The sequence below is a fragment of the Myxococcus sp. CA056 genome (genome assembly GCF_013336715.1).
Taxonomy (GTDB): Bacteria; Myxococcota; Myxococcia; order Myxococcales; family Myxococcaceae; genus Myxococcus; species Myxococcus llanfairpwllgwyngyllgogerychwyrndrobwllllantysiliogogogochensis.
The window spans coordinates 122,493-145,567 of sequence record NZ_JABUMT010000021.1 but is presented as its reverse complement, the minus strand read 5'-3'; the positions used below and the strand labels follow the sequence as shown (position 1 = coordinate 145,567).

Below are 23,075 nucleotides of genomic sequence, written 5' to 3'. Positions count from 1 at the left end.
TTCGCGGGTCGTCCCAGTCCGCGTGCAACGCATGGGACGAATGCGCTTCGTGGGGTGCCTCAGCGTCGCGCCGACTTCTTTCGCCGACCGCCTTCGGCGGCGCCGAGCAGCATCACGTCGACGACGCGCTCGAGCGTCTCGTCGGTGCAGGTGTCATGGCGGAACAAAATCAGATTCCGGGCGCTGCCGAGCAGGAGGTCACGAACGAGCGGCATGTCGGTGTCCTTCGGGAGCTCGCCGCGCGCCACCGCCCGCTCGAACATCACGAGCGCGTTGCATTCGGAGCGTTCGATTCGCTCTTGGATGACCTTGCAGAGCTCTCCCTTGCCGCCACTGCCAGCGAAGAGCATGCGCATCAGCGACAGCACCACGGGGGAGCGGCAGACCGCGCGATAGCGGCGCAGGTAGTCGAGGAGATCGCCCCGGAGCGAGCCGGTGTTGGGGAAGCTGTCCTGGTCGGACACCCGTTCGAACGCGGCGAGCACCAGCGCCTCCGGTGTTTCCCAGCGGCGATAGATTGTCGTCTTGTTGACGGCGGCGCGCTCGGCGACCGCCTCGATTGACAGGTTCTCGTAGCCGACCCGCGCGACCTCTTCGAGGGTCGCCTCAAGAATCTTCGCGACCAGCGGCTCGCCCCGTTGCTGTTTCGAAGCCATCCCGAACGTTCTAGCACGAAAGCAACGAACAAGTTGCTTTGCCCCCCGGGGCCGTTACCTTCGTTAAAGCAACGAACTGGTTGCAATAAAGCGCCGGCCGCGTTGCGATGAGGTGGACCATGAAGACGGTTCTGGTGACGGGTGCCACGGGCAGACAGGGCGGAGCGGCCGCACGCGCACTGCGCGCCGACGGCGTCGCGGTGCGGGCGCTGGTCCGAAACCTGGAGGCGCCGGCAGTGGCGGGGCTCCGGGAGCACGGCGTCGAGATTGCCTCGGGGAATCTTGATGACCCGCCTTCGCTGCGCGCGGCCTGCCGTGGCGTCGACGCGGTCTTCTCGGTGCAGACGCCCGACCTCAAGGACCTCGGAGGCGACTCCGAGACGAGGCATGGGCGGAACCTCGTCGAGGCGGCGCTCGCCGAGCGCGTCCCACAGTTCGTCCACACATCGGTCTCCGGCGCTGGCGACCATCATCGCGGCGTCCCCGGTTGGAAGGAGGGGCGCTGGAAGACGCTGGAGCATTACTGGGAGAGCAAGGCGTATCTCGACGAGCTCGTGAAGGACGCCGGCTTCCCGCACTGGACCGTGCTGCGGCCGTCCATGTTCATGGAGAACTTCGTGCGCCCGTCATTCCTCTTCGCGAACTGGGTGGAGAATCGGCTGCTGACCGTCCTCAAACCCGACACCCGGCTGTCGCTCATCGCCGTCGACGATATCGGCAAGGCGGTCGCGCGAATCATCGCCGAGCCGGAGCGCTTCGATGGCCGCAACCTCGAACTCGCCGGTGATGTCCGCTCGCTCCGCGAGATATCAGCGGTCCTTTCGGAGGCCTGGAAGACGAAGGTCGAGGCGCCCGACCTGACTCCGGAAGAGGCACTCGCACAGGGCCTCCTCCCCGCGTTCGTCCACTCGCAGCGCTACCTGAACGAAAATCCGAGTCCGGCCCGCCCCGACGAAGCGCGGGCCCTCGGCCTCTCGCCGCGGACCTTCGCGCAATGGGTCCACGCCACGTGGCCTTGAGGTGACCTCATCGCCGGGACTCCGCCAGGAGGCGAAGGGCGAAGTCTCTCTCCACGCGGTGCCGTGGGCAGGATTGGCGGCGCGCGGCCTGCTGGGCGCGCTGAGGTCTTGCCCGAAGACCCTACCGTCTCCGTCCTGCCGCCTTGAGCTCATTCAAGCGCCGCCGCGCGTCGTCGTCGGCGGGAAAGAAGGACTCGATGCGCAGATGGTCGGTGGTGATGTCCTGCGCATTGCCAAGGGTCGAGCACATCGACAACAGCCGTATCCGGAACGTCCCATGCGCGTACTCGATGGGCGTGATGGGCGGCAGGCCGGTGGATGCCGATGACGGAACTGGCAGGGCGGATACGCCGGGATACCCCCGCAGTTCGGTGTAGAGGTCCGCGAGGGCCTCGCTCGGCCGACTCTGATGCTGGCGGCGCAGATGCACGAGCATCAGCGGCGCGACCTCCGTCCAGTTGATGATGCGCCCGCGCAGGCCGGCAGGGTGGAACAGCTGGCGCATCATGTTTCGCGCCCTCGCCATGCCCACGGCGCGCTGCAGTGGCGCCGGGTCGAATGCCAGCGCCGCCGTGAGCCGCGACATGCCTGCGTTGAGCCGGACGATGTCCCAGGCGCCGTCGACCACGAGCGCCGGATTCGGCTCGAGGTGGGTGAGCATGACATCGACGGCCTCGACCACCGGCCGCATCGAGGGGTCATCCAGGGTGCTCCGGCTGAAGGCTCCGGTGAAGCCAGCGGCTTCCAGGAACACGTTGCGCTCGTGCAGGGGGAGATCGAGCACGTGCGCTAGCAGCAGGACCATGGCGCGGCTGGGCCTCGCCCGCCCCAGCTCGAGGTAGCTGACGTGCTTCTGCGAGACGTTCGCCTGCAGGGACAGCTCCATCTGCGAGAGCCTGCGCAGCTGTCGCCAGCGCTTGAGCTGCTCGGCGAAGGACGAGCCTGGGTTCAGCTCCGGCAGCGCTTGCGGACGTGAAGCCATGAGTGACCCCTCCGTGAGGAAGACGAGATGGCGGACGCGGGGAGTGTGGGGCTGATGCGGTGATGGCGACAACTACCTCCGAGGTGGTTGCCGCGCCCACGCGACGACTCCACAGTGGCCCGCGTCGCCATCGCCGCGCGACGTGCAACCCCAGCTCAGTCCTCTCCAGGAGGCTTCATGACGCGCATCCTTCATGGCTTTCCCCTGTCCGGTAACACGCACCGCGTGCGGCTGTTCCTCTCCCTGCTGGGGCTCGACTACCGCGAGCAGATGGTGAACCTGGTCGTCGGCGAGCATCGACGCCCCGAATTCCTGGCGCTCAATCCGCTCGGGCAGGTCCCGGTGCTGACCGACGGTGAACTCGTGCTGCGAGACAGTCACGCCATTGTCTACTACCTTGCCCGGACCTATGACCGCGCTGACGTCTGGCTGCCGCGAGAGCCCGCGGAGGCGGCGGGAGTGATGCAATGGCTGTTCATGGATGCCAATGAGCTGCACAACGGCATTGGCTTCGCGCGCAACCACCTGGCCTTCGGAGTGGCCTGCGACCTCCCCGCCGCGCAGTCGCGAGCGCGCTCGGCCCTGCAGGTGCTGGAGCGACGTCTGACCGACGGGGGCTGGCTTGAGCTCGGGCGTCCGACGCTGGCGGACGTGGCTTGTCATCCTCTGGTGAGCCTCTCGTACCAGGGAGGAATCGCCCTCGACGACTACCCTGGAGTCACCGCCTGGCTGGCGCGTGTCGAGCAACTGCCGGGCTTCGTGAAGATGCCGGTATGGCCAACGGCCAGGGCCCGTTGAGCACTCCCCGCATCACCACCCGTGCCTCAGCCAGGCTGCGACACACAAGTCATGCCTCCCCTGGAGCACGGCCTCCCTGGCGCATTGCCGCGAAATTCTGAGTCCCCGAGTCGTGCTGTCTTCACGGTCCATCCTGGTGTCACCTGGAGAACAGGGAAGGCACCGCGCTTGCACTGGCGCCTCGTCGGGCCAGGCGAGGGAGGCCGACCCCGCTCTGGGCCCGGCGGTGATTCACATCGCATCACCGCGAGAGGAAGACATCATGCGCAACTCAGTTGTCACGTTCGGGGCCATCATCACGCTCATCCTCGCAGGGGCGCCTGTCGCCCAGGCCGAATCCGAGGACCTGAAGCTCTCCTTCGGCCTTCGCGCCGGCTACGGGCTCCCCATCGGCATCGCGAAGGGAGGGGACAGCCACTACGACATATACCTGGACGAAATCGTGAAGGGCATCGTCCCCGCGCAGCTCGACGTGGGGACGTTCCTGGGCTCCCGCTTCTACGTGGGCGCCTCGTTCCAGTACGCGGTGGGGCTCGCCGTCAGCGAGTGCCAGGGGGACTGCGGTGTGAGCGCCATGCGAATCGGCCTCAACCTGAGCTACCACCACCCCTGGTCGGAGAAGCTCAGCCCGTGGGTGGGCCTGGGCATTGGCTACGACGTCCTCGATGCCGACCAGGTGCCCTCCGTCATGACCGGAGAACTCGAACCGACCTCGCCGTATGGCCGCCTGGAAGGCTTCGAGGTGGGCAACCTTCAGGGGGGCATCGATTTCAACGTCGCGGGGCCCGTGTGGTTCGGCCCCTACGTGACGGGGACCCTGGCCAGGTACGACGGACAGGATGCCCGCTTCCATTCCTGGTTCATGGGCGGTCTGCGACTCCTCGTCCGACGCTGAGGCGTCCAGAGGTGGAAGCCTCCCCGTCATTCACGCGGTGACAGGGAGCGCGGTTCGAGGCACCGGCTTACGGCGCCTCGAACATCCCCTTCGGCGTGATGCCCTTCAGGAAGGGCTCGATGAAGGCGTGCAACAGCTCCGTTTGCGTGATGACCGCGGTGTGTGACGTCGCCGGCAGGACCGCGAGGCGCGAGGGCGACAGTGGCTTGCCCATGTCGCCCGCGCCGCCACCGCCGAGGAGCCGGAACAGGGCGACCGAATGCTCCAGGGTCGAGACGTCGGCATCTCCGGTGATGATGAGCACCGGAGTCTTCAGCGCCTTCACCTGCTCCCCCCACGCCATCGGCTCCTTCTCGAGCGCAATCAGCTTCCGGACCAGCTCCGGAAACCCTTCGGGGTTGGCGGCGAGCTTCCGGTAGTCCTTCGCGAACGGCATCTCGAGGAACATCTCCACCTTCATCTGCGGGATGAACTCCTTGAACTCGGGCTGCCAGCCCTCGACGTCGTAGGCGACCGAAGCGGCGGCCAGCTTGTTCACCTTCTCCGGATGGCGGATGGCGAACTGCAGCCCGGCGGCCGCTCCCATGGAGTAGCCGAACACGTCCGCCTTCTTGAGTCCCACCGCGTCCATGAAGGCCGCGATGTCATCCGCCAGGTGGGGGTAGGTGATGGGCCGGTCGATGTCGGTGGTGCGGCCGTGTCCCTGAAACTCGAGCGCATAGACCCGATGGGTCTTCGCGAGCTTGGGGATGATGGCGCCCATCGTCGGGATGTTCATGTAGGCGCCGTGCAGGACAATCAGCGGGTCGCCCTTGCCGGACACCTCGTAATACATCTGCTTTTACGGTCAGTGTGTCCTTGCGCGAAGTCACGGGGAACCAACGACACCGGCGTAGCCCCCGCTCGGGTGCCGATGAACCCCTCGTCCCTGAAGTCCGACCTCTCGTCGGAACCCGCGCGCCCGGCGAGTGCCCCTGAACTAGGACCGGAAGGCACCCACGAACGGGAGTACCTCTCATGCACGCTCGCAACCTCCTCGTCGCCCTCGCGCTCACACTGGCCGCCCCTGTCCTCGCCGCGGAGCCCACGCCTCCTGTGCGGCCGAGACAGCCACCCTCCGCCGCGGAAGCAGCCGCCCGGCACCGCGAGAAGCTCTTGCCGTTCCAGGTCCTGGTGGGGAACTGGCGGGGAGACGGATGGGTCGACATGGGCCCTCATGCGGGCGGCCGCAAGACGTTCCAGCTGAAGGAGACCGTGCAGTCGCACCTCGACGGAACAGTGCTCGTGGTGGAGGGACTGGGCACCAGCCGAGCGAGCCCCACGGCCCCCGAGGTCCCCACGCACCAGGCGCTCGGAGTACTCTCCTGGGATGAGGCCGCTGGCCGCGTGCGCTTCAGTGCATACCGGCTCGGCGGCGGCGTCGTGGACACCGAAATGAAGCTGCTGGGCGATGGGGTGTTCCAGTGGGGCTTCGACATGCCTCAGGGCCGCGTCCGCTTCACGCTGGACGTGCGCGACGGGGTGTGGGTTGAAAAGGGAGAACTCTCGCTCGATGGGGGCAAGACATTCGGTCAGTTCCTCGAGATGACGGTGCGGCGCGCGAAATGAAACCCGGGGTGCGCTGGGCGCTGTTCGCGGGCTGCACGCTGCTGCTCGCGGCGCTCGTCACGGCGTTCGTGATACTCCCCGCGCCCACTCCGCCCGCGGAGGTCATGCGCATCTTCGCGCTCAGCGCCTTCTACGGCATCTGCATCGGCTTCCCGTCGATGAGGGTGATGCCCACGGTGGGCCGGCGCGCCATGCACGGCCCGCCCGTGCCCGCCCTGCTCAAGTGCCTGGCCGCGTGCGCGGTCATCACGGCCGTGATGATGACGGTGGCGACGGTGACGCTCGCGGGCCTGGGCGCCTTTCCCACCTCGGAGCTCCGGCAGCATCTGTTCGTCGACGGTGGCATCGGCCTGGTGCTGAGCCTGCCCGCGGGGGTGTGCACGTTCGTGTATTCCCGAATGGCGGGCCGCATCCACGGGCGGGATGCGCGCGTGCGCGAGGCGGAGGCGCTGCGCGAGCGTGCCGAGTGGCTGGAGGCCGAGGCGCGCTTCGACTCGCTGTCCGCGCGCCTGCAGCCACACTTCCTCTTCAACACCCTCAATTCCATCGCCACGCTGGTGCGCGAGGACCCGCGCGCCGCGGAGGCCATGGTGGAGCGACTGGCGTCCGTGCTGCGCTCCTCGCTGGATGCGGGGGCGGGGCGCCATGTCCCGCTGCTGCGCGAGCTGGACCTGGTGTCCGACTATCTGGAACTCGAGCGGGTGCGACTGGGCGCGCGGCTGCGCTGCTCGCTCGACGTGCAGCCGGGCCTCGAAAGGTTCGCGGTGCCTCCCTTCGCGGTGCAGACGCTGGTGGAGAACGCCGTGAAGTACGCCGTGTCCCCGAGGCGCGAGGGTGGCGAGGTCCGGGTGTCGGTGCGCGCGGATGCCTGCCGCGTGTACCTGGAGGTGCGGGACGACGGCCCTGGTATCGAAGGGCCGCCGCCTCCAGGGCACGGGCTCGACATGCTGACGCGGCGACTGGTGTCCTCCTACGGGGCGGAGGACGCGGGCCTGTCCATTGCGCGGGGCGAGGGCGGTGTCGGCGCGTGCGTGCGGGTGTGGCTTCCACGCACGGAGGCCGCATGAGTGCACCAGGGCTCCTTCGCGCCGTGCTGGTGGATGACGAGCCGCTCGCGCTGCGGCGCCTCGCTCGCATGCTCGAGGAAACGGGGCGTGTGACGGTGGTGTCCACGTACACCGACCCGGTGGAGGCCGCGGAGGCACTGCGCGCCGAGCCCCCGGACGCCCTCTTCGTGGATGTATCGATGCCGGGCATGAGCGGCTTCGAGCTGGTGCGGGCGCTCCCCATGCCGCCGCCCGTGGTGTTCACCACCGCCTTCGACACGTACGCGCTGCAGGCCTTCGAGGTGAGTTCCGTGGACTATCTGCTCAAGCCGGTGGACGCGCGAGGCCTCACGCGTGCGCTGGACAAGCTCGCGCGCATGCACCCCATGCTCGCGCAGGAGCGGCTGCGTGCGCTGGAAGCGGCACTCCAGCCCCCCACGCCGCTGTCGCGGCTCACCTCCAGGACGGGCACCCGCGTGCGTGTGGTGGAACTCGCGGACGCCACGCACCTGTATGCCGAGGACCGGCTCGTCTACGTGGCGCGTGCCGGGCGCACCGATGTGGTGGACATGTCGCTCGCGGAGCTCGAACGCCGACTCGACCCGACGCGCTGGCTGCGCATCCACCGCGCCACGCTCGTCCATCTCGATGCGATTGTGGAGGTCCTGGGGGGCTACGGCGACGCGCGTGTGCACCTGAAGGACGGGACGGTGCTCTCCGTGGCGCGCGACCGGCTGCGCGAACTCCGTGAGCGGTTGGGTGGCACCCGGAGTCCCGCTGGCCGTCCATGAGGCAGCAAGCCCTGGAGGGGCACTCCAGTGCGCGAGACCGGCCCTGGGGCATCCCCCAGCGCGCCGGTGAGGGGACACCAAACGGTGATTGAGCCGCACTTCGGTTCCGTGCGAGCGGTCAGGTACGCAGGACCGCGACCGCTTCGACTTCGAAGAGCATCCCGTCCAGCGCCTCGAATACGTCCCGTAGGAGCCACCGCTTTCAAGGTAACGGCGGAGACGCCCCGAGAAGGGGGGCCGCGTCCGCGGCGCAGAACGCTACTCAGCAAGCCGGAGCGCGGCGCGCACACCCGACTCGAGTATGGCGTCTGATTCAGCGGGGGCCGGGGTTGCGCGTGCGAGCTGCAACGTGCCGACCAGGAGCCCGAAGAATGCGGCGGCGTCCGCGCGACTCGCCTTCTTGCCACGTTGTATCCAGAGGCATCTGGCGATGTCATCGAGGCTGGGCTCAAGATGGGACGTGAGTGCGACGCGTGTCGCGCGAGCCTGCCGCGCTATCTCTGGCGCCAGCGCCGCGACGGGGCAGCCCCCCTCCGGCGCATCGCGGTGCTCGGGGCTCAGGTAGGCGCGAACCGCAGTCTCCACGTCGCCATCGCGAAGCGCGCGAACGAGCACTTCATGCCGGGCCTGAAGCGACCGGGCCAGGGCCTCTCGGACCAGCGCCCCCTTCGACTTGAAGTGTGTGTAGAACGTGCCGACGGTCAGGTCGGCCTCCGCCATGACCTTCGCGAGCCCCACGGCGTCGATGCCGAGCTTTTGAAAGAGGCGCGTCGCCGCTTCCAGGATTCGCTCGCGAGTCACTTCGTTGTGTTCTGGGGCGTATCGCATCGGCACCTTCGAACTCGAGCAGCCTTCCCGGCGCGGAGGGTAACGAGCATCGCGGCGGCGGGCCCGAGGACCTGACAGGCATCAATGCAGCGCGAGTCAGCGCGGGGCTTCTCTCATGCTGGACTCATGCGCAAACGGCTTCGAGGTCTCAGTCCGCGACGCGAATCACCACCTTGCCGACAGCCCGGCCCGACTCCACGTAGGAGATCGCCTCGGTCGCGGCTTCCAGCGGAAACGTCTTGTCCACGACCGGTTGGAGCACCCCTTGTTCGACCATCGCGCCAATCTTCTCCAACTGCTCGCCGCTCGCCCGCATGAACAAGTACTCGAAGCGCGCGTTCTTTTCCCTGGCGAGGCGATCAACCTTGCGGTTCAGCAGCCCGAGGAGCCACACGAGTGGCAGGCTGAGGCCCCATGCGCGTGCAAACCTGCCGTCGGGGCGCCCGCCCACGGTCACCACCACGCCGCCCGATTTCACGGCCTTGAACGAGCGGAGCAGTGTCTCACCCCCCTGCGTGTCGAAGATGACGTCCTGGTCTTTGACCACCTCTTCGAAACGGGTGGTCTTGTAATCAATCACCCGCGCCGCGCCGAGCGACTTCACGAGCGCGTGGTTCTTGGGGCTCGCGGTGGTCGTAATCTCAGCGCCAAGGTGTTTGCCGAGTTGAATCGCGAAGGTTCCGACACCGCCCGAGCCCGCGTGGATGAGCACCTTCTGCCCCGCTTGCACGTTGGCGATATCGATCAGCGCCTGCCAGGAAGTGAGCCCCACCAGCGGCAGCGATGCTGCTTGGACATAGTCGATGCGAGCCGGTTTCGCCGCCGCCGCGCTCTCGCGGACCAAGGCATATTCAGCGAAGGCGCCGATGCGATCCTTGTCGAGCCTCGCGTAGATCGCATCGCCCTCCTTGAACCTGGTGACGCCGGGCCCGACCGAGACGATGTCACCGGCGAGGTCGTTGCCGAGGATCAGGGGAAACGAATAGTGGAGGAGCACCTTCACGGCGCCGTCGCGCATCTTGAAGTCGAGCGGATTGACGCTGGCGGCGCGCACACGCACCAGCAACTCGCCTGGGCCCGGCGCGGGGCGCTGCAGGTCCATGAGCTCCATCGGAGCCTTGTAGCGGCGGATTGCAAGGGCCTTCATGGGTTCCTCCCCGGCGTCGAGGGCTTGTCGCTTGCCGCAACCAGGACGACGTCGGCAACCCCGACAGCGGTTTCGATGGATGGTGCGCTCACTACGTCGAGGGAGTGCATGTCGAACACCCGCCCGCCCGCGGACGTGGCCTCGCTGAGGCCCGACACGGCGTCCGTAACGAGTGCCATCGAGCTGTTCATGACGCCCTTCCGCTCAGGGACTCACTCTTCATGGCAGTATGCGTATACTGCCATGAAGAGCGACGCAAGGGATGCGCGTCGAGTTCCCGCTGTGCGGGCTCGTGCCCCTCTTTCATGGAGCCGCGATGCGGTTCCGCGCGAGCGCTCAGGCCATCGACCGCTTCGACTCCGGGGAGTTCAGTGGACCGCGGGCTGCTCCGCGGCGGGTGCCTCGTCGGAGGGTGCCGCGACGGCGAGCCTCTCGTGTTTGTCTCGGGCGCGCTCCAGTGCCTGGTCGATGCTGAAGCTCGCGGGGCGCTGACGGGGCGGGAACCGCTCGAAGGTCTTCAGGAACTCGCCGACAATCTCTTGCGCGGGAACCAGGGCGAACCCGCGCTCGGCGAACCAGCGGTCGTAGTACATGGAGGCGTCGGTGTCGGCCCGTTCGAAGGGGTCGCTCCGGAGGTTGAAGAGCTTCGGGATGCGCAGCTCCGCGAGCGGCTCTCGCCAGACGCTCAAACCGTGGGCTCGCTGCTCCATGAAGACAACCTTCCAGGCGCCAACGCGCAGCGCCATCAGGTCCCCGTCGTCGCTCCAGTAGAAGAAGCCGCGACGCGGGTTCTCCTTCACCTCGCCCTTGAGGAAGGGCAGCAGGTTGTAGCCGTCGATATGGACGTTGAACGTCTTGCCGCCAGCCGTGTGGCCGCGCTCCAGCTTCTTGACGATGTCGCCCTCGCCAGCCGCCGCGAGCAGCGTGGGCAGCAGGTCGGTGTGCGAGAACATCTCGTTCGACACGGTCCCCGGCTCGATGACCCCCGGCCAGCGGATGACGCAGGGGACTCGCCAGCCACCTTCCCAGTTGGTGTCCTTCTCGCCGCGGAACGGGGTGCTGCCGCCATCCGGCCAGCTCATCACCTCCGCGCCGTTGTCGGTCGAATAGATGACGAGGGTGTCGTCAGCGATGCCGAGCTGGTCCAGCTTGTCGAGCAGCCTGCCGACGTGCCCGTCATGCTCCACCATGCCATCCGGGTAGAGCCCCAACCCGGTGACGCCCTGGGACTCCTTCTTCAGGTGCGTGAAGACGTGCATGCGCGTGGAGTTGAACCAGATGAAGAAGGGCTTGTCGTCCGCATGGGCCCGGTCCATGAAGCCCAGCGTGGCTTCCACGAACTCCTCGTCCACCGTCTCCATGCGCTTCTTCGTCAGCGGCCCCGTGTCCTCGATGCGCTGAGTGCCGTCGGGGTTGGCGAAGCAGTGCAGCACGCCGCGCGGCCCGTAGCGCTGACGGAAGCCCGGGTCCTTGGGGTAGTCCGAGTTCTCCGGCTCCTCCTCCGCGTTGAGGTGGTAGAGGTTGCCGAAGAACTCGTCGAAGCCGTGCATCGTGGGCAGGTACTCGTCGCGGTCGCCCAGGTGGTTCTTGCCGAACTGGCCGGTGGCGTAGCCCTGCGGCTTGAGGAGGTCCGCGATGGTCGGGTCCTCGGCCTGGAGCCCCAGCTTCGCGCCGGGCAGCCCCACCTTGGTGAGGCCCGTGCGAATGGGGGACTGACCGGTGATGAAGGCCGCGCGGCCCGCCGTACAGCTCTGCTGTCCATACCAGTCGGTGAAGCGCGCGCCCTCCTTCGCGATGCGGTCGATGTTCGGGGTGCGGTAGCCCATCGCCCCTTGGTGGTAGCAACTGGGATTGAACCACCCGATGTCGTCTCCCCAGATGACGAGAATGTTCGGTTTCTTCTTCTTCTTCATGACGTCTCCCCCGCGCCGTGGGCGACTGGCTCCTGGACGTCATGAAGGTGAGGGGGCAGGGGGAGGAGGCAAAGCTGGTGACGGTCAGATGCTCGCTGTGGCTGCTCCCCTGGGGCCTCCGCATGGCCCTGCGTTCGTTCCTGTCGTCGACACTTCAGCGTAGCGCCGCGGGGCAGGTCGCGGGCTCGAGGTAGAAGGCTTCCCACGAGCCACCGTCGGTGGGATTGCAGATGCCCCCGTTGCCGCCATTGCCACTCTGGATGGGAGCGCCCGTGGTGACTTCCTTCCAGTTGCGCGCGGTGCCTGTCGACGCCTCGAAGCCATATCGATTGCGGCCGCCGTGGATGCCGCAGTCGTGGCGAGTGAACGGCTCTGCCGTGGTGAGCGTGGCGCTGGCGGTGAGCTGGTCCGTGACCACCGCCAGGAACGCGCCGCTGGCTCCCTTGAGCTTGTATTTCGCGCCGCTCGTGACGAGTTCGAAGACTTCGCCACTGGCCTGCATCGTGCCGAGGGCGGCCACCTTTCCAGCGCCGTCGACGGTGAGCCACTTGTCGCTGCGCTCGCTCTGGATGCGGAAGCAACCCGCGCCGCCGCTGGTCTCGGTGCGGCACGCCGCATCGCAGCCATCGCCCGACTGGGTGTTGCCGTCGTCGCATTGCTCACCGCTCTCGACGGTGCCGTTGCCGCACACGGGTCCGCTGCTGCCATCCGGGCAGGTCACCGGTTCCAGGTAGAAGCCCTCCCAGGCGCCGCCATCGCCCGCGTTGCAGGCGCCGCCATTGCCGCCGTCACCGCTCTGGATGGGCCCGTCCGGCGTGGTCTCCTTCCAATGGGGCGCGCTCCCCGCCGAGGCCTGGAAGCCGACACGATTGCGCCCGCCATAGCCGCAGGGGAGCTGCGTGAACGACTCTCCGCTGGAGAAGTTGGCGCTCATCGCGAGCTGGTTCGTCACCACCGCCAGGAACGCGTCGCCCGAGCCCTTGAGCTTGTACCGGGTGCCGGTTGGAACGAGCTGGAAGATCTGCCCGCCTGCTTGCGTCGCGCTGCCGGCGACGACCTTGCCGGCGGTGTCGACGATGAGCCACTTGTCGGAGCGCTCGCTTTGAATCTGGTAGCAGCTCCCGCCCGAGGTCTCGACGAACGTGGCCGTGTAGGTGGCGGCGCTCCCAGGCGTGGTGAAGGTGTGTGATTGCGCGCCGCCGTCCGACCATGACGAGAACGCCCAGAATCGTCCGTTCGCGTACTGCGGCGAGTCCACGCCCACCGAGCGGACGACGCCGACCACGCCGGTCGTGGCGTGCGGCGCCGCGAACGGCCGCCCGTCCATCAGCACCTGCAGCCCCCCTGGCACGCTGGTCACCTGGAGCGGCACCGTGACGGGGTGGACGTCGCGATACGTCGTGTGGGTGAGGCCAATCGAGTCGCGCACCGTGAGCCGCAGGCGATACCAGACGTTGGCGGAGCTCTCGCCGATGCTGGGGATGGGCCAGCTCCCGCTCGCGATGCCGGTCGTATCGGCCATGGCGGGATGCGTGTGGGTATCGTGATGGAAGGTGATGTTCCAGGTCATCGCGCTCGGCGGCAGCGCGCCATCCTCCAGGTCGCTCGCCGAGCCGGAGAACACCATGGGGGTGGCCGCGATATAGGTCGCGCCCGCGGCCGGAGTCGCGATGGTGGCCACCGGCGGCTTGTTGGACGTCACCGTCAGCACCGCCTCGGCGCTGGTGATTGAACCGAGCCCGTTGGTCACGACCACCCGGAAGCGCGCGCCGCTGTCGGCGAGCTGCGCGGCGTTCAGCACGTAGCTCGTCGAGGTCGCGCCGGCGATGTTCCCGCCGTTGCGCTGCCACTGATAGGTGAGAGGTGGCTCGCCGCTCGCGGACACAGTGAAGGTCGCCGGACCGCCGACCGAGACCAAAGTGCTCTCCGGTGGCTGCGCGATGCTCGGCGGCAGCGAAGCCGTGTAGGCGATGCGACCCACCTGGCCCGTGCCGCGCGCCAGATAGTAGAGCGCGCCGTCGGGCCCGACATCGAGGTCCACGGGCCCCGAGACGGCCGTCGCGAACAGCGAATTCGCGCCGGTGTTCGGGTCGATGCGCGATATCCAATTGTTGGTGTAGTCCGCGAAGAAGTATTGGCCGACGTACGCGCTGGGGAACGCGGAAACCGGTGGGTTGTAGAAGGCTCCGCCCGCGATGCAGTTGCCCGAGGCCGTGCCGGAGCCATGCGGGTACGCGAAGAACGGCTGTGTGAGCCCCGGGCGGTTGGTGAAATAGCCTTCCGTCATCGGCCAGCCATAGTTGGCACCGGCCTGACCGCGGTTGATTTCTTCCCAGCCGCCTTCGCCCACGTCGTTGATGAACAGCGTCCCGGTGCCGGGCTGGACGTCGAAGGTGAAGGGATTGCGCAGCCCCATCGCCCAGGTCGCCTTGGCGAGCCCGGTGGCCGTCGCATAGAACGGATTGTCCGTGGGAATGCTCCCGTCCGAGTTGAACCGCAGCAGCTTTCCAAGCGGCGTGTTCAGGCTCTGCGAGTTGGAGGAGACCGCGTTTTCGCCGACCGAAACGTAGAGCTTGCCGTCGAGTCCGAAGCGAACCGCCCCGCCGTTGTGGTTGGCGGCGTCGAGCGTCGGAAGGTCGGCGAGCACCAGCTCACTTCCGGCAACCGCCACATTGCCGTTGGCGGTGAAGCGGCTGACGCGATTGTGAATGCTGCCGGCGACCGACGTGTAATAGACATACAGGTAATGGTTGTTTTCGAAGTTGGGGTCGAACGCGACGCCCATCAGTCCCCGCTCGTTGCCGGTGTCCACGGCGAGCGTCAGGAACGGAGTCGCCAGGAGCTGGCCGTTCTGGACGATGCGCAGCGAGCCGTTCTTCTCCGAGACGAACAGGCGCCCGTCGGGCGCGAAGGTCATGGTGGTGGGCCCCTGGAGGCCACTGACGAAGACGGAGTCGGCGAAGTTGGCGTCTTGAATGACCGCGCCCGCGCGAGCGCTCGCCAGCTCTGAGGGCTCCGGCGTCGACGGCATCGAGCAGCCCACGACGAGGGAGAAGACCGCCCACACGACGAAGAGCGGCCTGGGGCACCACGCTCCTACACTCGTTCTCACCTGTGATGGCATCGCGACCTCTCCCGGTTGAACAGCCTCACGCGGCCCCTGGGGCTGCGCGAACGTTGATGGTGCTGTCCTGATTTACATTGAAAGACTGTTTGCCGGGAGTGGCATGGGGCCCAGAGCGACTGACAGGCATAAAGTTCGAGGGTAGGTGAACGGGCGGAGGTGCGGGTGCGCCGCTTCCTTTCATGTCAGGGAATGAATTGGGGGGCTGGCGCCAACGGGCTGCCTGACGAATCGACGACGACCGATTCCAGGCTGCCGATGATGCGGATGCCCTCCGTACCTCCAGCCGGGCAGTTTTCACCGCGGCTGAACATGAAGATGCTCGCGCCTCCGAACCCAGCCCCTGCTTCATTGACGTCCACGGTCGAGACGCCCGAGTACGCTTCCAGGCCGCTGTCGGTATATGCCTTCACGAACACCTGATGCTGCCGCCCCACGGGGACATCCATGATGGCCCCCTGAATGGCGTCGTTCACCACCTCGATGGGCACGGGGGCGATGTTGCGAACCGGCCCCATCACGGATGCAGTCGCCGTCACGACGCCGCAGGGGTCTGTCGCCAGGGGGACATGCACCTGAATGGCGTACTGGGTTGCCTTCGCATCCTTTTCGGCGCCCGGCTCGTCACCACAGGCCCCCAGCAGCGCACAGCTTCCTCCCAGCAGCATGCTCCACATGGCTCGCTTCATATTCCCTCTCAAGTCGAGCATTGCCTCGCGCTCGGCCGGACAGGCTAACCCAACGAACATGCTGTTCGAAACGGAGACTGCCCTTGCCGCCGCGCGAGTCGCGGTGCTGAACGCACCCTCGGGTGTTCACTTGCCTTGGAAGGGTTTGAGGAGCTGTGCCCGATAGCTCACAGGGAAGTCCGGCTCCTTGGCGATGCCAAGGTCGTCCGAGGAGAACCGCCGCTCGGGTGTGTAGAACCACGTGCCCAACAGGGTGTCCCAGAGATGGGTGAACAGACCGAAGTTGACGTCGCCGACGCCTCCCCACTTGAGGTGGTGGAAGCGGTGTCCCGCATTGAGGGCCAGCACGTACTTCAGCCGTCCCACCGTGTAATCCGCGTTCGAGTGCTGCATCAGGAGCTGCACGACCGTGAGTGCGGCGAGCGCTGTCGCGACGCTCGAAGGAAGCCCGATGAGCAGCAGTGGCGCCACGCCCACCGTCAGCTCCAATGCCTGGTGGAGCGGATGCTTCATCAGCCCGTTGAAGCCGTAGAAGCGCTTCACGGAGTGATGCACGGCGTGGAATCTCCAGAGCGCCGGCACGCGGTGGCTCAGCCAGTGCGTCAAGGTGACGCCGAAGTCGAAGACGAGCACGGCGAAGAGGACCTGGAGGACGAACGGCCACGCATGAGGCCACGCGTCGTGCAGACGCACCCAGCCTGAAAGAAAGGGCAGCGCGAGCACGGCCAGGACATTGGAGGCTTCGTTGACGAGGAAGTGGAGGAGGTCTCGACCGACGTCTCCATGAGAACGATTCCAGTCGGGCTCGTAGGGGATGGCGCGCTCCGCCAGGAAGGAGGCTCCAATGGCTGCCAGGAGGAGGCCGCCAAGCCACGCCTTCGAGGCACCGCCGTGGGCCAGGGCCAGGGCCGCGCCATTGACACCCAGGAGCATGAAGAGCGGGTAGCCCACGCGGAGCGCCTGGCGCGCCGGGGATGTTGAAGAGGCTTCGAGGGGAGTTGTCAGCATGGGAGGAGGGTGGCATCGCCGCACCTCCGCTGACTTGGAAGAACTGGCTACTTGATGGGCGCGAGCGGCTCGCTCACCCACCCGATGCCCCGCGCGATCTCCGAGGGGGCCAGTCCGAACATGCGGTGGAATGTGTTGCTGAGGTGTGAGCTGTCCGTGAAGCCCGCGACGTGGGCTGCCTGCGTGAGGGTGGCGCCGCCTTGGAAGGCTTCGGTGGCCCGGCGGAGGCGAAGCCAGAGGATGTAGGGACGCAACGGGATGCCCACGCTGGTGGAGAAGAGATGTCCCAACCGGCTGGCGGACAGTCCTACCTCCCGTGCAAGCGCGCTCTGGCTCACATCGCCCGCCTCGATGCGGCTCGGGAGAAGTTCAATGAGGCGCTTGATGGCCGGGTGTACCGGACCGGGAGAGGTCTCCTCGCCCATCAACTGAGCCAGCAGAGCCTCCACGAGTCGCGTCCAGTCTTCCGCGCGCACCGACTCGGTGGGGAGGGGGACGCGAAGCAGTGGCGTCCCCGTCTGAATCCACGCCGCCGAGGACTCGCCCACCTCGAGCCGCCGCAACCCTCGACCCCTCCGGTCGTCCGGGTCCACGAAGACGAGCAACGCACGTGCTGTCCCTCGCTCGATGCGATGAGGGGTGTCCGGAGGAATGACGGCCACCTGTCCCTCCGTGCGGCACCCCTGCGCATCCACGAGTGGGAGCGGTTCTTCGGTGGCGCGGATGAGCTGGAACGCGTGATGCGCATGCTCCTGGGTGGGGCCAATGGTTCCCCAGTACGCCAGCCAGCGCGGGCCTACCATCGCATGGCCGAGCCATCTCTTCTCTCGCGGCACGCCCGTCTTCTACCAGGACTGGAGCTCCGCGTTCCTCCCTGGCCAGGGAATGGAGTGCGCCACGACATCTGCTGTCCCAAGGACGCGCCCCGGCTCTATGACGTGGATGGCATCCCCCTGGACGAGTCGGGCCCGCTCCTCATGAGCCACCAGCTCTTCCTCCTCCGCCGCTACCGCGACGGGTTCGTGCAGTACGAGCCTGGGAGGGAGCTCGACATCCCGCTGTCCTTCACGACCCTTCCCAAGCCGCCCGGCTATGACACCTGGGACCTCACGAAACCTCCGCCACGGAGCATCTGTAGATGACGCTCCAGGTGGCGGTCTCCTCGTGGTGGGCGCGCGGCGCCACCAGCAGGTGACGGACTCCTGCTCGCCGAGGGGGTGGGGCTACTTCCCCTGCTGCTTTCGCTCCAGCTCCTCGCGGAGGCGATCCTCCTGCGCGCGCAGCTCGGGCGTGAACTCCTGTCCGAAGTCCTCCGCCTCGAACACCGGACGAATCTCGAGCACGCCCTCCTCACCCGGCATCGGGTTCGGGCAGCGGCGCGCCCACTCGACCGCCTCCTCCATCGACCGCACCTGCCACAGCCAGTAGCCGGCAATCAGCTCCTTGGTCTCGGTGAAGGGGCCATCGACGACGCTTGGCTTCTTGCCGTCCTGGAAGACCAGCCGCTTGCCCTTGCTGCTGGGGTGGAGGCCTTCGCCGGCGAGCATGATTCCCGCCTTCACCAGTTCCTCGTTGTACTGGCCCATCGCCGCGAGCATCTCTTCCTTCGGCATGATGCCCTTCTCGGAATTCGGGCTCGCCTTCACGACCACCATCACGCGCATGTTCGTCTCCTGGTTCGAAGGCAGGAGTGTTCCCGCCCTTCAGCCTGGCGACGAGTCTCCGCGCGGCAGATCGACATGGCCCACGATTTTTTCGAAAGCCATGTGATTACAGGCGGTTGCGCGTAAGCCGCGCGTGCCGGTCCCTGACGCGGACTCGGCCTCCTCAGGATGCAGCGACCGGAATCTGGGAAGGCCCCGCCTCGTACATCGACTCAATCAACGCCGCGTATTTCCGTGCGACGGCGTGGCGCTTGACCTTCAGCGACGCCGTGAGCTCGTCACCATCCACCGTGAACGGACCGGGCGACACGCGGAACGTCTTGATGCGCTCGAAGGACGCCAGGTTCGAGTTCGTCTCCGCGACCAGGGTCTGCAGGACGCTGGTGATTCGCGGGTGCGTGGGGTCCGCCGGAATGCCCTCGCGTCGAGCCACCACGGCGAGTATCTCCGTGTCGAGCGCGAACAAGGCCGTGCAGTAATTCCGCCCCTCACCCATGACGACGGCCTCCTGGACGAGCGGGTTTCGCTTGAGCTGGGCCTCGATTTTCAGCGGCGCGACGTACTTGCCACCGCTCGTCTTGATCAGCTCCTTCTTCCGCCCGGTAATCCGAACGAAGCCCTCCGCATCGATGGAGCCGAGATCTCCCGTCCGGAACCACCCTTCATCATCGAAGGCATCACCCGTTGCATCCGGACGATTCAAGTACCCCCGGGAGATGTTCGGCCCGCGAGCCAGCAGCTCACCATCCGACCCCAGCTTGAGTTCGCATCGCTTGAACGGCCTTCCAACGGTCCCTGGACGCACGTCCTCCTTGCGATTGACCGTCAACCCAGGGCACGTCTCCGTCAGTCCGTAGGCTTCCAGGACGGTCAGCCCCAGGGAGAGAAAGAACATCTGCACATCGACGCGAAGCGCGGCGGCTCCCGAGAGGAGAACGGAGGCGTTGTCCAACCCCAACCGTGCGCGCAGCTTCGCCAACACGAGGCGTTCCGCCAATCTCCGCTGAGCCGCGAGCAACACCGGCAGCGGCTTGCCGGCGGAGCCCTGGGTCGCGACTTGATGACCCACGCGCAGGGCCCATTCCAGAAGCCATCGTCGCAGGCCGTGCTCGCTCTCGATGGCGCTGGTGACCTTCGCCATCATCTTCTCGAAGACACGGGGCGCCGCCGGGAAGAACCCCGGGCGCGCGGCGACAAGGTCCGCTGCCAGCGTGGGCACCGACGACATGACCAGCGGCGCGCCGAAGAACGGACCCGCGAACTCCACCATGCGTCCGAAGGAGTGCGCGGCGGGGAGGAATAGAAACAAGCCGTGCTTGAGCACGTTGTCATCCAACAGCCCCGCGTCCGCGACGTCCTCGAGCATCGCCAACATGTTGTCGTGGGTTTGAATCACCGCCTTCGGGGCTCCGGTGGTTCCCGAGGTATAGGTGAAGGTCGCGACGTGCTCGCGTCGAATCAGCGACGCTCGTCGGCGCATCTCACCCTCCATCGCCGCGCGTCGGGCGCGACCCCGGGCCTCCAGGCTCTCCAGGCTCTCCCAATCATCCGCGGGAGCAAGCCCGGCCGGATGGAGGACCACCACCTTCGCTCGGGCACCGAGTTCGTCCGGCGAGTAGCGCCTGTCGAAGAACGTGAAGCCCTTGCGAAAGGCTCGCACCTTGTCGAGCTGACTCCCGTCGTCCACGACGATGAGCTGTGCCGCGGTGTCCACGTGCATGTAGCCCACCTCTTCGGGCAGCAGGCTCGCGTAGACGGGCACCGTCTTGAGACCGACGCTCAGGGCGGCGAAGTCGACGAGACACGACTCCATCGTGGTGTTTCCGACGATGGTGATGCACGCGCCATCATCCACCTGACCGGCGCTCAACAACCCCGCCGCGATGGCTTCGATGCGCGCTGGCAACTCCGACCAGGGGACGTCGACATAGGCCTCGCCTCGGCGTACACGGAATGCGACGCACTGCGGCGACGTTCGCGCCCGGTCGAGAATCATCTGGGAGAGGGACGGGTGTTCGTGGGCCATGAGGCCACCTCTGTTCGAACGAAGAGTCATCGGGACGGGCGGGGTAGGGGACAGGAGAGCGGTGGGGTTCAACGCACCAAGCTAGGTGCGGCGCCCACGTCCACGCTTGTATGATTCTGCAGATGCAGAGCCACTTGTTGATGGGCGGAGGGAGATCTCTGTACGTCGGCCGCTTCCACGAGCTGCCCAGGCATCGGTTCGCCGCCAACGCCGTTCTCGTGGGGCTCGATGATGCGTTCGACCTCATCGACGGTGACGGCCGCGTCGAGCACCACGAAGCCGCCTTCGTGCGCGGGTGGCAGTGGCATGCGCTCGACTTTCATGGTGGACGCGCGGCCGTGCTGTTTCTGGAGCCCGGCGCGGGCCTCAGCCGTCAGGTGGACGCAGGCGCGTTGCGCGCGGCGGTCGAAACCGCCCTTGTCTCGCGAAGGCCCGAACCCTGGACCGAGCTCTTCCAGAACGCCTTGAATCTGGGCCCCTGTCCGCTGACGGTCGACGCTCGCATCGCTCGCATCGCCGCGTTTCTTTCCACACCCACTGACAAACCCTCCGATGCGATGACCATGGCGCGGCGGGTGGGGGTCTCCACGTCCCTCGTCGAACACCGATTCAGGGAACAGTTCGGCGTCCCGTTGGGTGCCTTTCGCGCCTGGCACCGGATGCAAGCGGCCACCGCGCTCGCGCTCAGAGGCCGAAGCCTCACCGAGGTCGCGCACGCCGCGGGCTTCTGTGATTCGGCCCATTTCTCCCGACTGTTCAGCAGGATGTTCGGCTTGCCGCCCTCGAAGGTCTTCACCCATGGCCTTTCGGGCACCGTCTTCGACGCACGAGGACCCCGCTGAGCGTCACGGTCGATGTCCCAATCTTCATTCCGGCGTCCGCCGCGCGATGTCAGTATGTCCTCCGCGCCCCACGCGTTTCAGCGACTGACGCGGCCAGGAGGCCAGTAACCCACCTCCAGGAACTGTGGCTCATGGAGGAAGAGATGCGACGGCTTGGAATGGTGCTGGGGCTCCTGGGGTGCATGGGATGCGCGACCCTCACGCGAGGTATCGACACCCAGTACAACCCGGAGACGGGTCGGTACGAGACGCCCACGCATGAGCTCGTCTATCAGGTGCCCGTCGAGGACGCGCTGATGACCGTCCGATACCTCCTGGAGAAGGACCACTACGACGTGATGGAGAAGGAGGGAGGACTGGAGCTGTTCTCCTCCTTCATTCCGGAGGTCTTTCCCCCCGAGCGCTACTACATCAAGGGAGAGCGGCTCGGGCCCCGGCAGGCACTCGTTCGAGTCTTTCGCCTCAGGTATTCGGCGGAGGGGGGCGGCTCCAGCGCGGAGGTCTCCGGTCGGACCCGCGATCAGCTCTCCGTGCCCGCCATGTCGGAGGCCTTCAACAACATCCCGGGGCTGGAGGGCTACCGGCCGGCGCACGGCTACCGCGACATGAGCGTCGAGCAGAAGCTCCTGGAGCGGCTGGAGATGGCCCCCGCGCTGGAGCTGGTGGATGGCAATCCCCCTGTTCCCCTCCGCTCGGTGGTGATGGAGAGCGCGGGCGAGGAGGGTGGGGCCCCCGTCGCCGCCATCGCTCCCGCGTGTGGTGCTCCCGTGGAGGGCGCCTCGTCCTTGTTCGCGGCGGGAGGCGTCCTGCTCGTGGCGGACCCGCTGGGCACGCAGGAGGTGCCGTCCGCGGCGCTGCGGATGTTGTGCGAGGCCACGGCCCAGGCGCTGCCGGTGACGCTGGCGCTGTCCATTCCCGTCTCCGAGCAGCCGCTCCTCGAGCGCTACCTCGCCAGCGACGGCGCTTCATCGGCCGTTCAGGATCTCCTCTCGGGGAGCGCCTTCTGGCGCCGGGCCTACCAGGACGGGCGCAGCAGCCGCGCCATGCTGTGGCTCGTCGAGCAGGCTCGCCGCTTGCGCGTCTCCGGAAAGGACGTGGCCGTGGCCGCCATCGACGCCGACAGGGCCCAGGGCAATGAACGCGAGGCGCAGATGGCCCAGCACCTGCTGAACGCCCAGTCGAAGCGCCCCCAGTCCTGGACGCTGGTGCTCGCGGGCAGCGTCCATGCTCGCACCACGGAGGTGAACTGGGATGGCGACTTCGAGCCCATGGGCGTTCGCGTGGCGCGCGCCCTGCCTTCTTCGGTGCGTGCCCTGGACGTGGGCTTCCAGCGCGGCACCCAGTTCGTCTGCCGCTACGACGTCTGGGACGAGGACGTGGAGTGCAACGTCTTCGGCATCAGCCCGACGCTCGAGGCACGGCAGGCCTCCACGCAGGCCGCGGGCCTGAAGCTCTTCACCGCCCAGCAGCCCCACGGCTTCCACGGCCGGCTCTACCTGGGCGCGCTGACCGCGTCCCCGCCCGGGCTCCAGGCGCCGCGACAGGCCACTCCGGTCAGCCCCGTGCCCGCCACGAAGTGAGTCCACCGCGGCCCGAACGGGGGGGCGCGAGGCTCGATGAGCCGTCCGAATCACGGCCTGCCTATCGAGAAGTGGGTGACGAGCGGACTCGGTGTCGAGGCCGCTCGGGCGCCGTCACAGCGGCATATTGACGGCAACTCCCTCGCGGCCGGAAGCCCACTCGCGCAAGTACGCGTTGAGTTCCCCGAAGAATGACACCGACACCAGGTCCGCCACCGCGAAGAGTTCGCGGAGCAGCGAACCCACATGGTTGTTATGTGTTTCGGCCGCGTCGGCGTCGACGTACTCCTCGATGATCGAAAAATGACCGGGCTTCTGCGTGGTGAACCACTGATAGCGCAACGTTCCCGGCTCGGTCGCGGCGACGGAGGCCAAGGCCCGCGCCACTCGCAGGAACTCCGTCTCCCCGTCGGTCCGTGCTCTGAACTCACATAGAACCACAAGACTCATACGATGCTC

The 23,075-nt window shown here is 67.1% G+C and carries 23 protein-coding genes; 9 read left to right on the top strand and 14 right to left on the bottom strand.

The features are described from left to right. Positions 1-59: 59 nt before the first annotated feature. Complete coding sequence (locus tag HUA76_RS42150; RefSeq protein WP_174458748.1) at positions 60-656, bottom strand: TetR/AcrR family transcriptional regulator; 597 nt, start codon at positions 654-656, stop codon at positions 60-62. 119 nt (positions 657-775) lie between these two features. Between HUA76_RS42150 and HUA76_RS42145 the strand changes: the two genes are divergently transcribed. Next, complete coding sequence (locus HUA76_RS42145) at positions 776-1,675, top strand: NmrA family NAD(P)-binding protein (RefSeq protein WP_254614839.1); 900 nt, start codon at positions 776-778, stop codon at positions 1,673-1,675. 121 nt (positions 1,676-1,796) lie between these two features. Here HUA76_RS42145 and HUA76_RS42140 read toward each other — a convergent pair whose 3' ends face one another. After that, on the bottom strand, positions 1,797-2,657 hold the full coding sequence (locus HUA76_RS42140) for a helix-turn-helix domain-containing protein (RefSeq protein ID WP_174464117.1): 861 nt from the start codon (positions 2,655-2,657) through the stop codon (positions 1,797-1,799). A 177-nt stretch (positions 2,658-2,834) separates the two neighbouring features. On the opposite strand from HUA76_RS42140, the gene HUA76_RS42135 reads away from it, so the two are divergent. Continuing rightward, the gene (locus HUA76_RS42135; protein ID WP_174458745.1) at positions 2,835-3,455 is read left to right on the top strand and encodes a glutathione S-transferase family protein; all 621 of its coding nucleotides are present in this window, start codon (positions 2,835-2,837) and stop codon (positions 3,453-3,455) included. A gap of 262 nt (positions 3,456-3,717) precedes the next feature. Further along, the gene (locus HUA76_RS42130; protein ID WP_174464116.1) at positions 3,718-4,350 is read left to right on the top strand and encodes a hypothetical protein; all 633 of its coding nucleotides are present in this window, start codon (positions 3,718-3,720) and stop codon (positions 4,348-4,350) included. A gap of 67 nt (positions 4,351-4,417) precedes the next feature. Here the strand turns inward: HUA76_RS42130 and HUA76_RS42125 are convergent, their stop codons facing one another. Next, entirely contained in the window at positions 4,418-5,185 is a 768-nt protein-coding gene (locus HUA76_RS42125) for an alpha/beta fold hydrolase (protein WP_141646048.1), read from the bottom strand. Positions 5,186-5,367: 182 nt separating this feature from the next. Between HUA76_RS42125 and HUA76_RS42120 the strand changes: the two genes are divergently transcribed. Genes HUA76_RS42120 through HUA76_RS42110 form a run of 3 tightly spaced genes read left to right on the top strand, consistent with a single transcriptional unit; the run spans position 5,368 to position 7,795 of the window. After that, positions 5,368-5,958, top strand: coding sequence for a hypothetical protein (locus tag HUA76_RS42120; protein WP_174464115.1), 591 nt, complete (start codon positions 5,368-5,370; stop codon positions 5,956-5,958). Next, complete coding sequence (locus tag HUA76_RS42115; protein WP_174464114.1) at positions 5,955-7,025, top strand: sensor histidine kinase; 1,071 nt, start codon at positions 5,955-5,957, stop codon at positions 7,023-7,025. The genes HUA76_RS42120 and HUA76_RS42115 overlap by 4 nt, the downstream gene beginning before the upstream one ends. Next, complete coding sequence (locus HUA76_RS42110; protein ID WP_141647690.1) at positions 7,022-7,795, top strand: LytTR family DNA-binding domain-containing protein; 774 nt, start codon at positions 7,022-7,024, stop codon at positions 7,793-7,795. Before HUA76_RS42115 ends, HUA76_RS42110 begins: the two co-directional genes overlap by 4 nt. Before the next feature lie 258 nt (positions 7,796-8,053). On the opposite strand, the gene HUA76_RS42105 is transcribed toward HUA76_RS42110, so the two are convergent. The 8 genes from HUA76_RS42105 to HUA76_RS42070 form a co-directional block, all read right to left on the bottom strand. After that, complete coding sequence (locus HUA76_RS42105; RefSeq protein ID WP_174464113.1) at positions 8,054-8,623, bottom strand: TetR/AcrR family transcriptional regulator; 570 nt, start codon at positions 8,621-8,623, stop codon at positions 8,054-8,056. Positions 8,624-8,771: 148 nt separating this feature from the next. After that, positions 8,772-9,770, bottom strand: a complete 999-nt coding sequence (locus tag HUA76_RS42100; RefSeq protein WP_174464112.1) for an NADP-dependent oxidoreductase — start codon at positions 9,768-9,770, stop codon at positions 8,772-8,774. Then, positions 9,767-9,961, bottom strand: coding sequence for a hypothetical protein (locus tag HUA76_RS42095; protein ID WP_174464111.1), 195 nt, complete (start codon positions 9,959-9,961; stop codon positions 9,767-9,769). The genes HUA76_RS42100 and HUA76_RS42095 overlap by 4 nt, the downstream gene beginning before the upstream one ends. A gap of 177 nt (positions 9,962-10,138) precedes the next feature. After that, positions 10,139-11,683: an arylsulfatase gene (locus HUA76_RS42090; RefSeq protein WP_174464110.1), complete on the bottom strand. Its 1,545-nt coding sequence runs from the start codon at positions 11,681-11,683 to the stop codon at positions 10,139-10,141. Between the two features lie 154 nt (positions 11,684-11,837). Continuing rightward, positions 11,838-14,795, bottom strand: coding sequence for a PQQ-dependent sugar dehydrogenase (locus HUA76_RS42085; protein ID WP_371823605.1), 2,958 nt, complete (start codon positions 14,793-14,795; stop codon positions 11,838-11,840). 197 nt (positions 14,796-14,992) lie between these two features. Next, a complete protein-coding gene (locus tag HUA76_RS42080; RefSeq protein ID WP_174464108.1) occupies positions 14,993-15,496 on the bottom strand; it encodes a hypothetical protein in 504 nt (167 codons plus the stop codon). A 126-nt stretch (positions 15,497-15,622) separates the two neighbouring features. Next, positions 15,623-16,504 carry a sterol desaturase family protein gene (locus HUA76_RS42075; RefSeq protein ID WP_174464107.1) on the bottom strand — a complete coding sequence of 294 codons (882 nt, stop codon included), beginning with the start codon at positions 16,502-16,504 and terminating at the stop codon, positions 15,623-15,625. 47 nt (positions 16,505-16,551) lie between these two features. Continuing rightward, positions 16,552-17,340, bottom strand: a complete 789-nt coding sequence (locus HUA76_RS42070; protein WP_371823604.1) for a helix-turn-helix domain-containing protein — start codon at positions 17,338-17,340, stop codon at positions 16,552-16,554. Between the two features lie 54 nt (positions 17,341-17,394). Here HUA76_RS42070 and HUA76_RS42065 point away from each other — a divergent pair, with 54 nt between their 5' ends. Continuing rightward, entirely contained in the window at positions 17,395-17,646 is a 252-nt protein-coding gene (locus HUA76_RS42065; RefSeq protein ID WP_174464106.1) for a hypothetical protein, read from the top strand. A gap of 81 nt (positions 17,647-17,727) precedes the next feature. Here the strand turns inward: HUA76_RS42065 and HUA76_RS42060 are convergent, their stop codons facing one another. Both HUA76_RS42060 and HUA76_RS42055 read right to left on the bottom strand, forming a co-directional pair. Next, positions 17,728-18,168 (bottom strand): YciI family protein, encoded by a 441-nt coding sequence (locus HUA76_RS42060; RefSeq protein ID WP_141647681.1) that lies wholly within the window; start codon positions 18,166-18,168, stop codon positions 17,728-17,730. Between the two features lie 163 nt (positions 18,169-18,331). Beyond that, a complete protein-coding gene (locus HUA76_RS42055; protein WP_174464105.1) occupies positions 18,332-20,194 on the bottom strand; it encodes a long-chain fatty acid--CoA ligase in 1,863 nt (620 codons plus the stop codon). Positions 20,195-20,334: 140 nt separating this feature from the next. Here HUA76_RS42055 and HUA76_RS42050 point away from each other — a divergent pair, with 140 nt between their 5' ends. Beyond that, on the top strand, positions 20,335-21,036 hold the full coding sequence (locus tag HUA76_RS42050; protein ID WP_254614851.1) for an AraC family transcriptional regulator: 702 nt from the start codon (positions 20,335-20,337) through the stop codon (positions 21,034-21,036). 143 nt (positions 21,037-21,179) lie between these two features. Beyond that, on the top strand, positions 21,180-22,616 hold the full coding sequence (locus HUA76_RS42045; protein ID WP_174464104.1) for a hypothetical protein: 1,437 nt from the start codon (positions 21,180-21,182) through the stop codon (positions 22,614-22,616). Positions 22,617-22,730: 114 nt separating this feature from the next. Here HUA76_RS42045 and HUA76_RS42040 read toward each other — a convergent pair whose 3' ends face one another. Beyond that, positions 22,731-23,066: a putative quinol monooxygenase gene (locus tag HUA76_RS42040; protein ID WP_174464103.1), complete on the bottom strand. Its 336-nt coding sequence runs from the start codon at positions 23,064-23,066 to the stop codon at positions 22,731-22,733. Positions 23,067-23,075 lie beyond the last annotated feature (9 nt).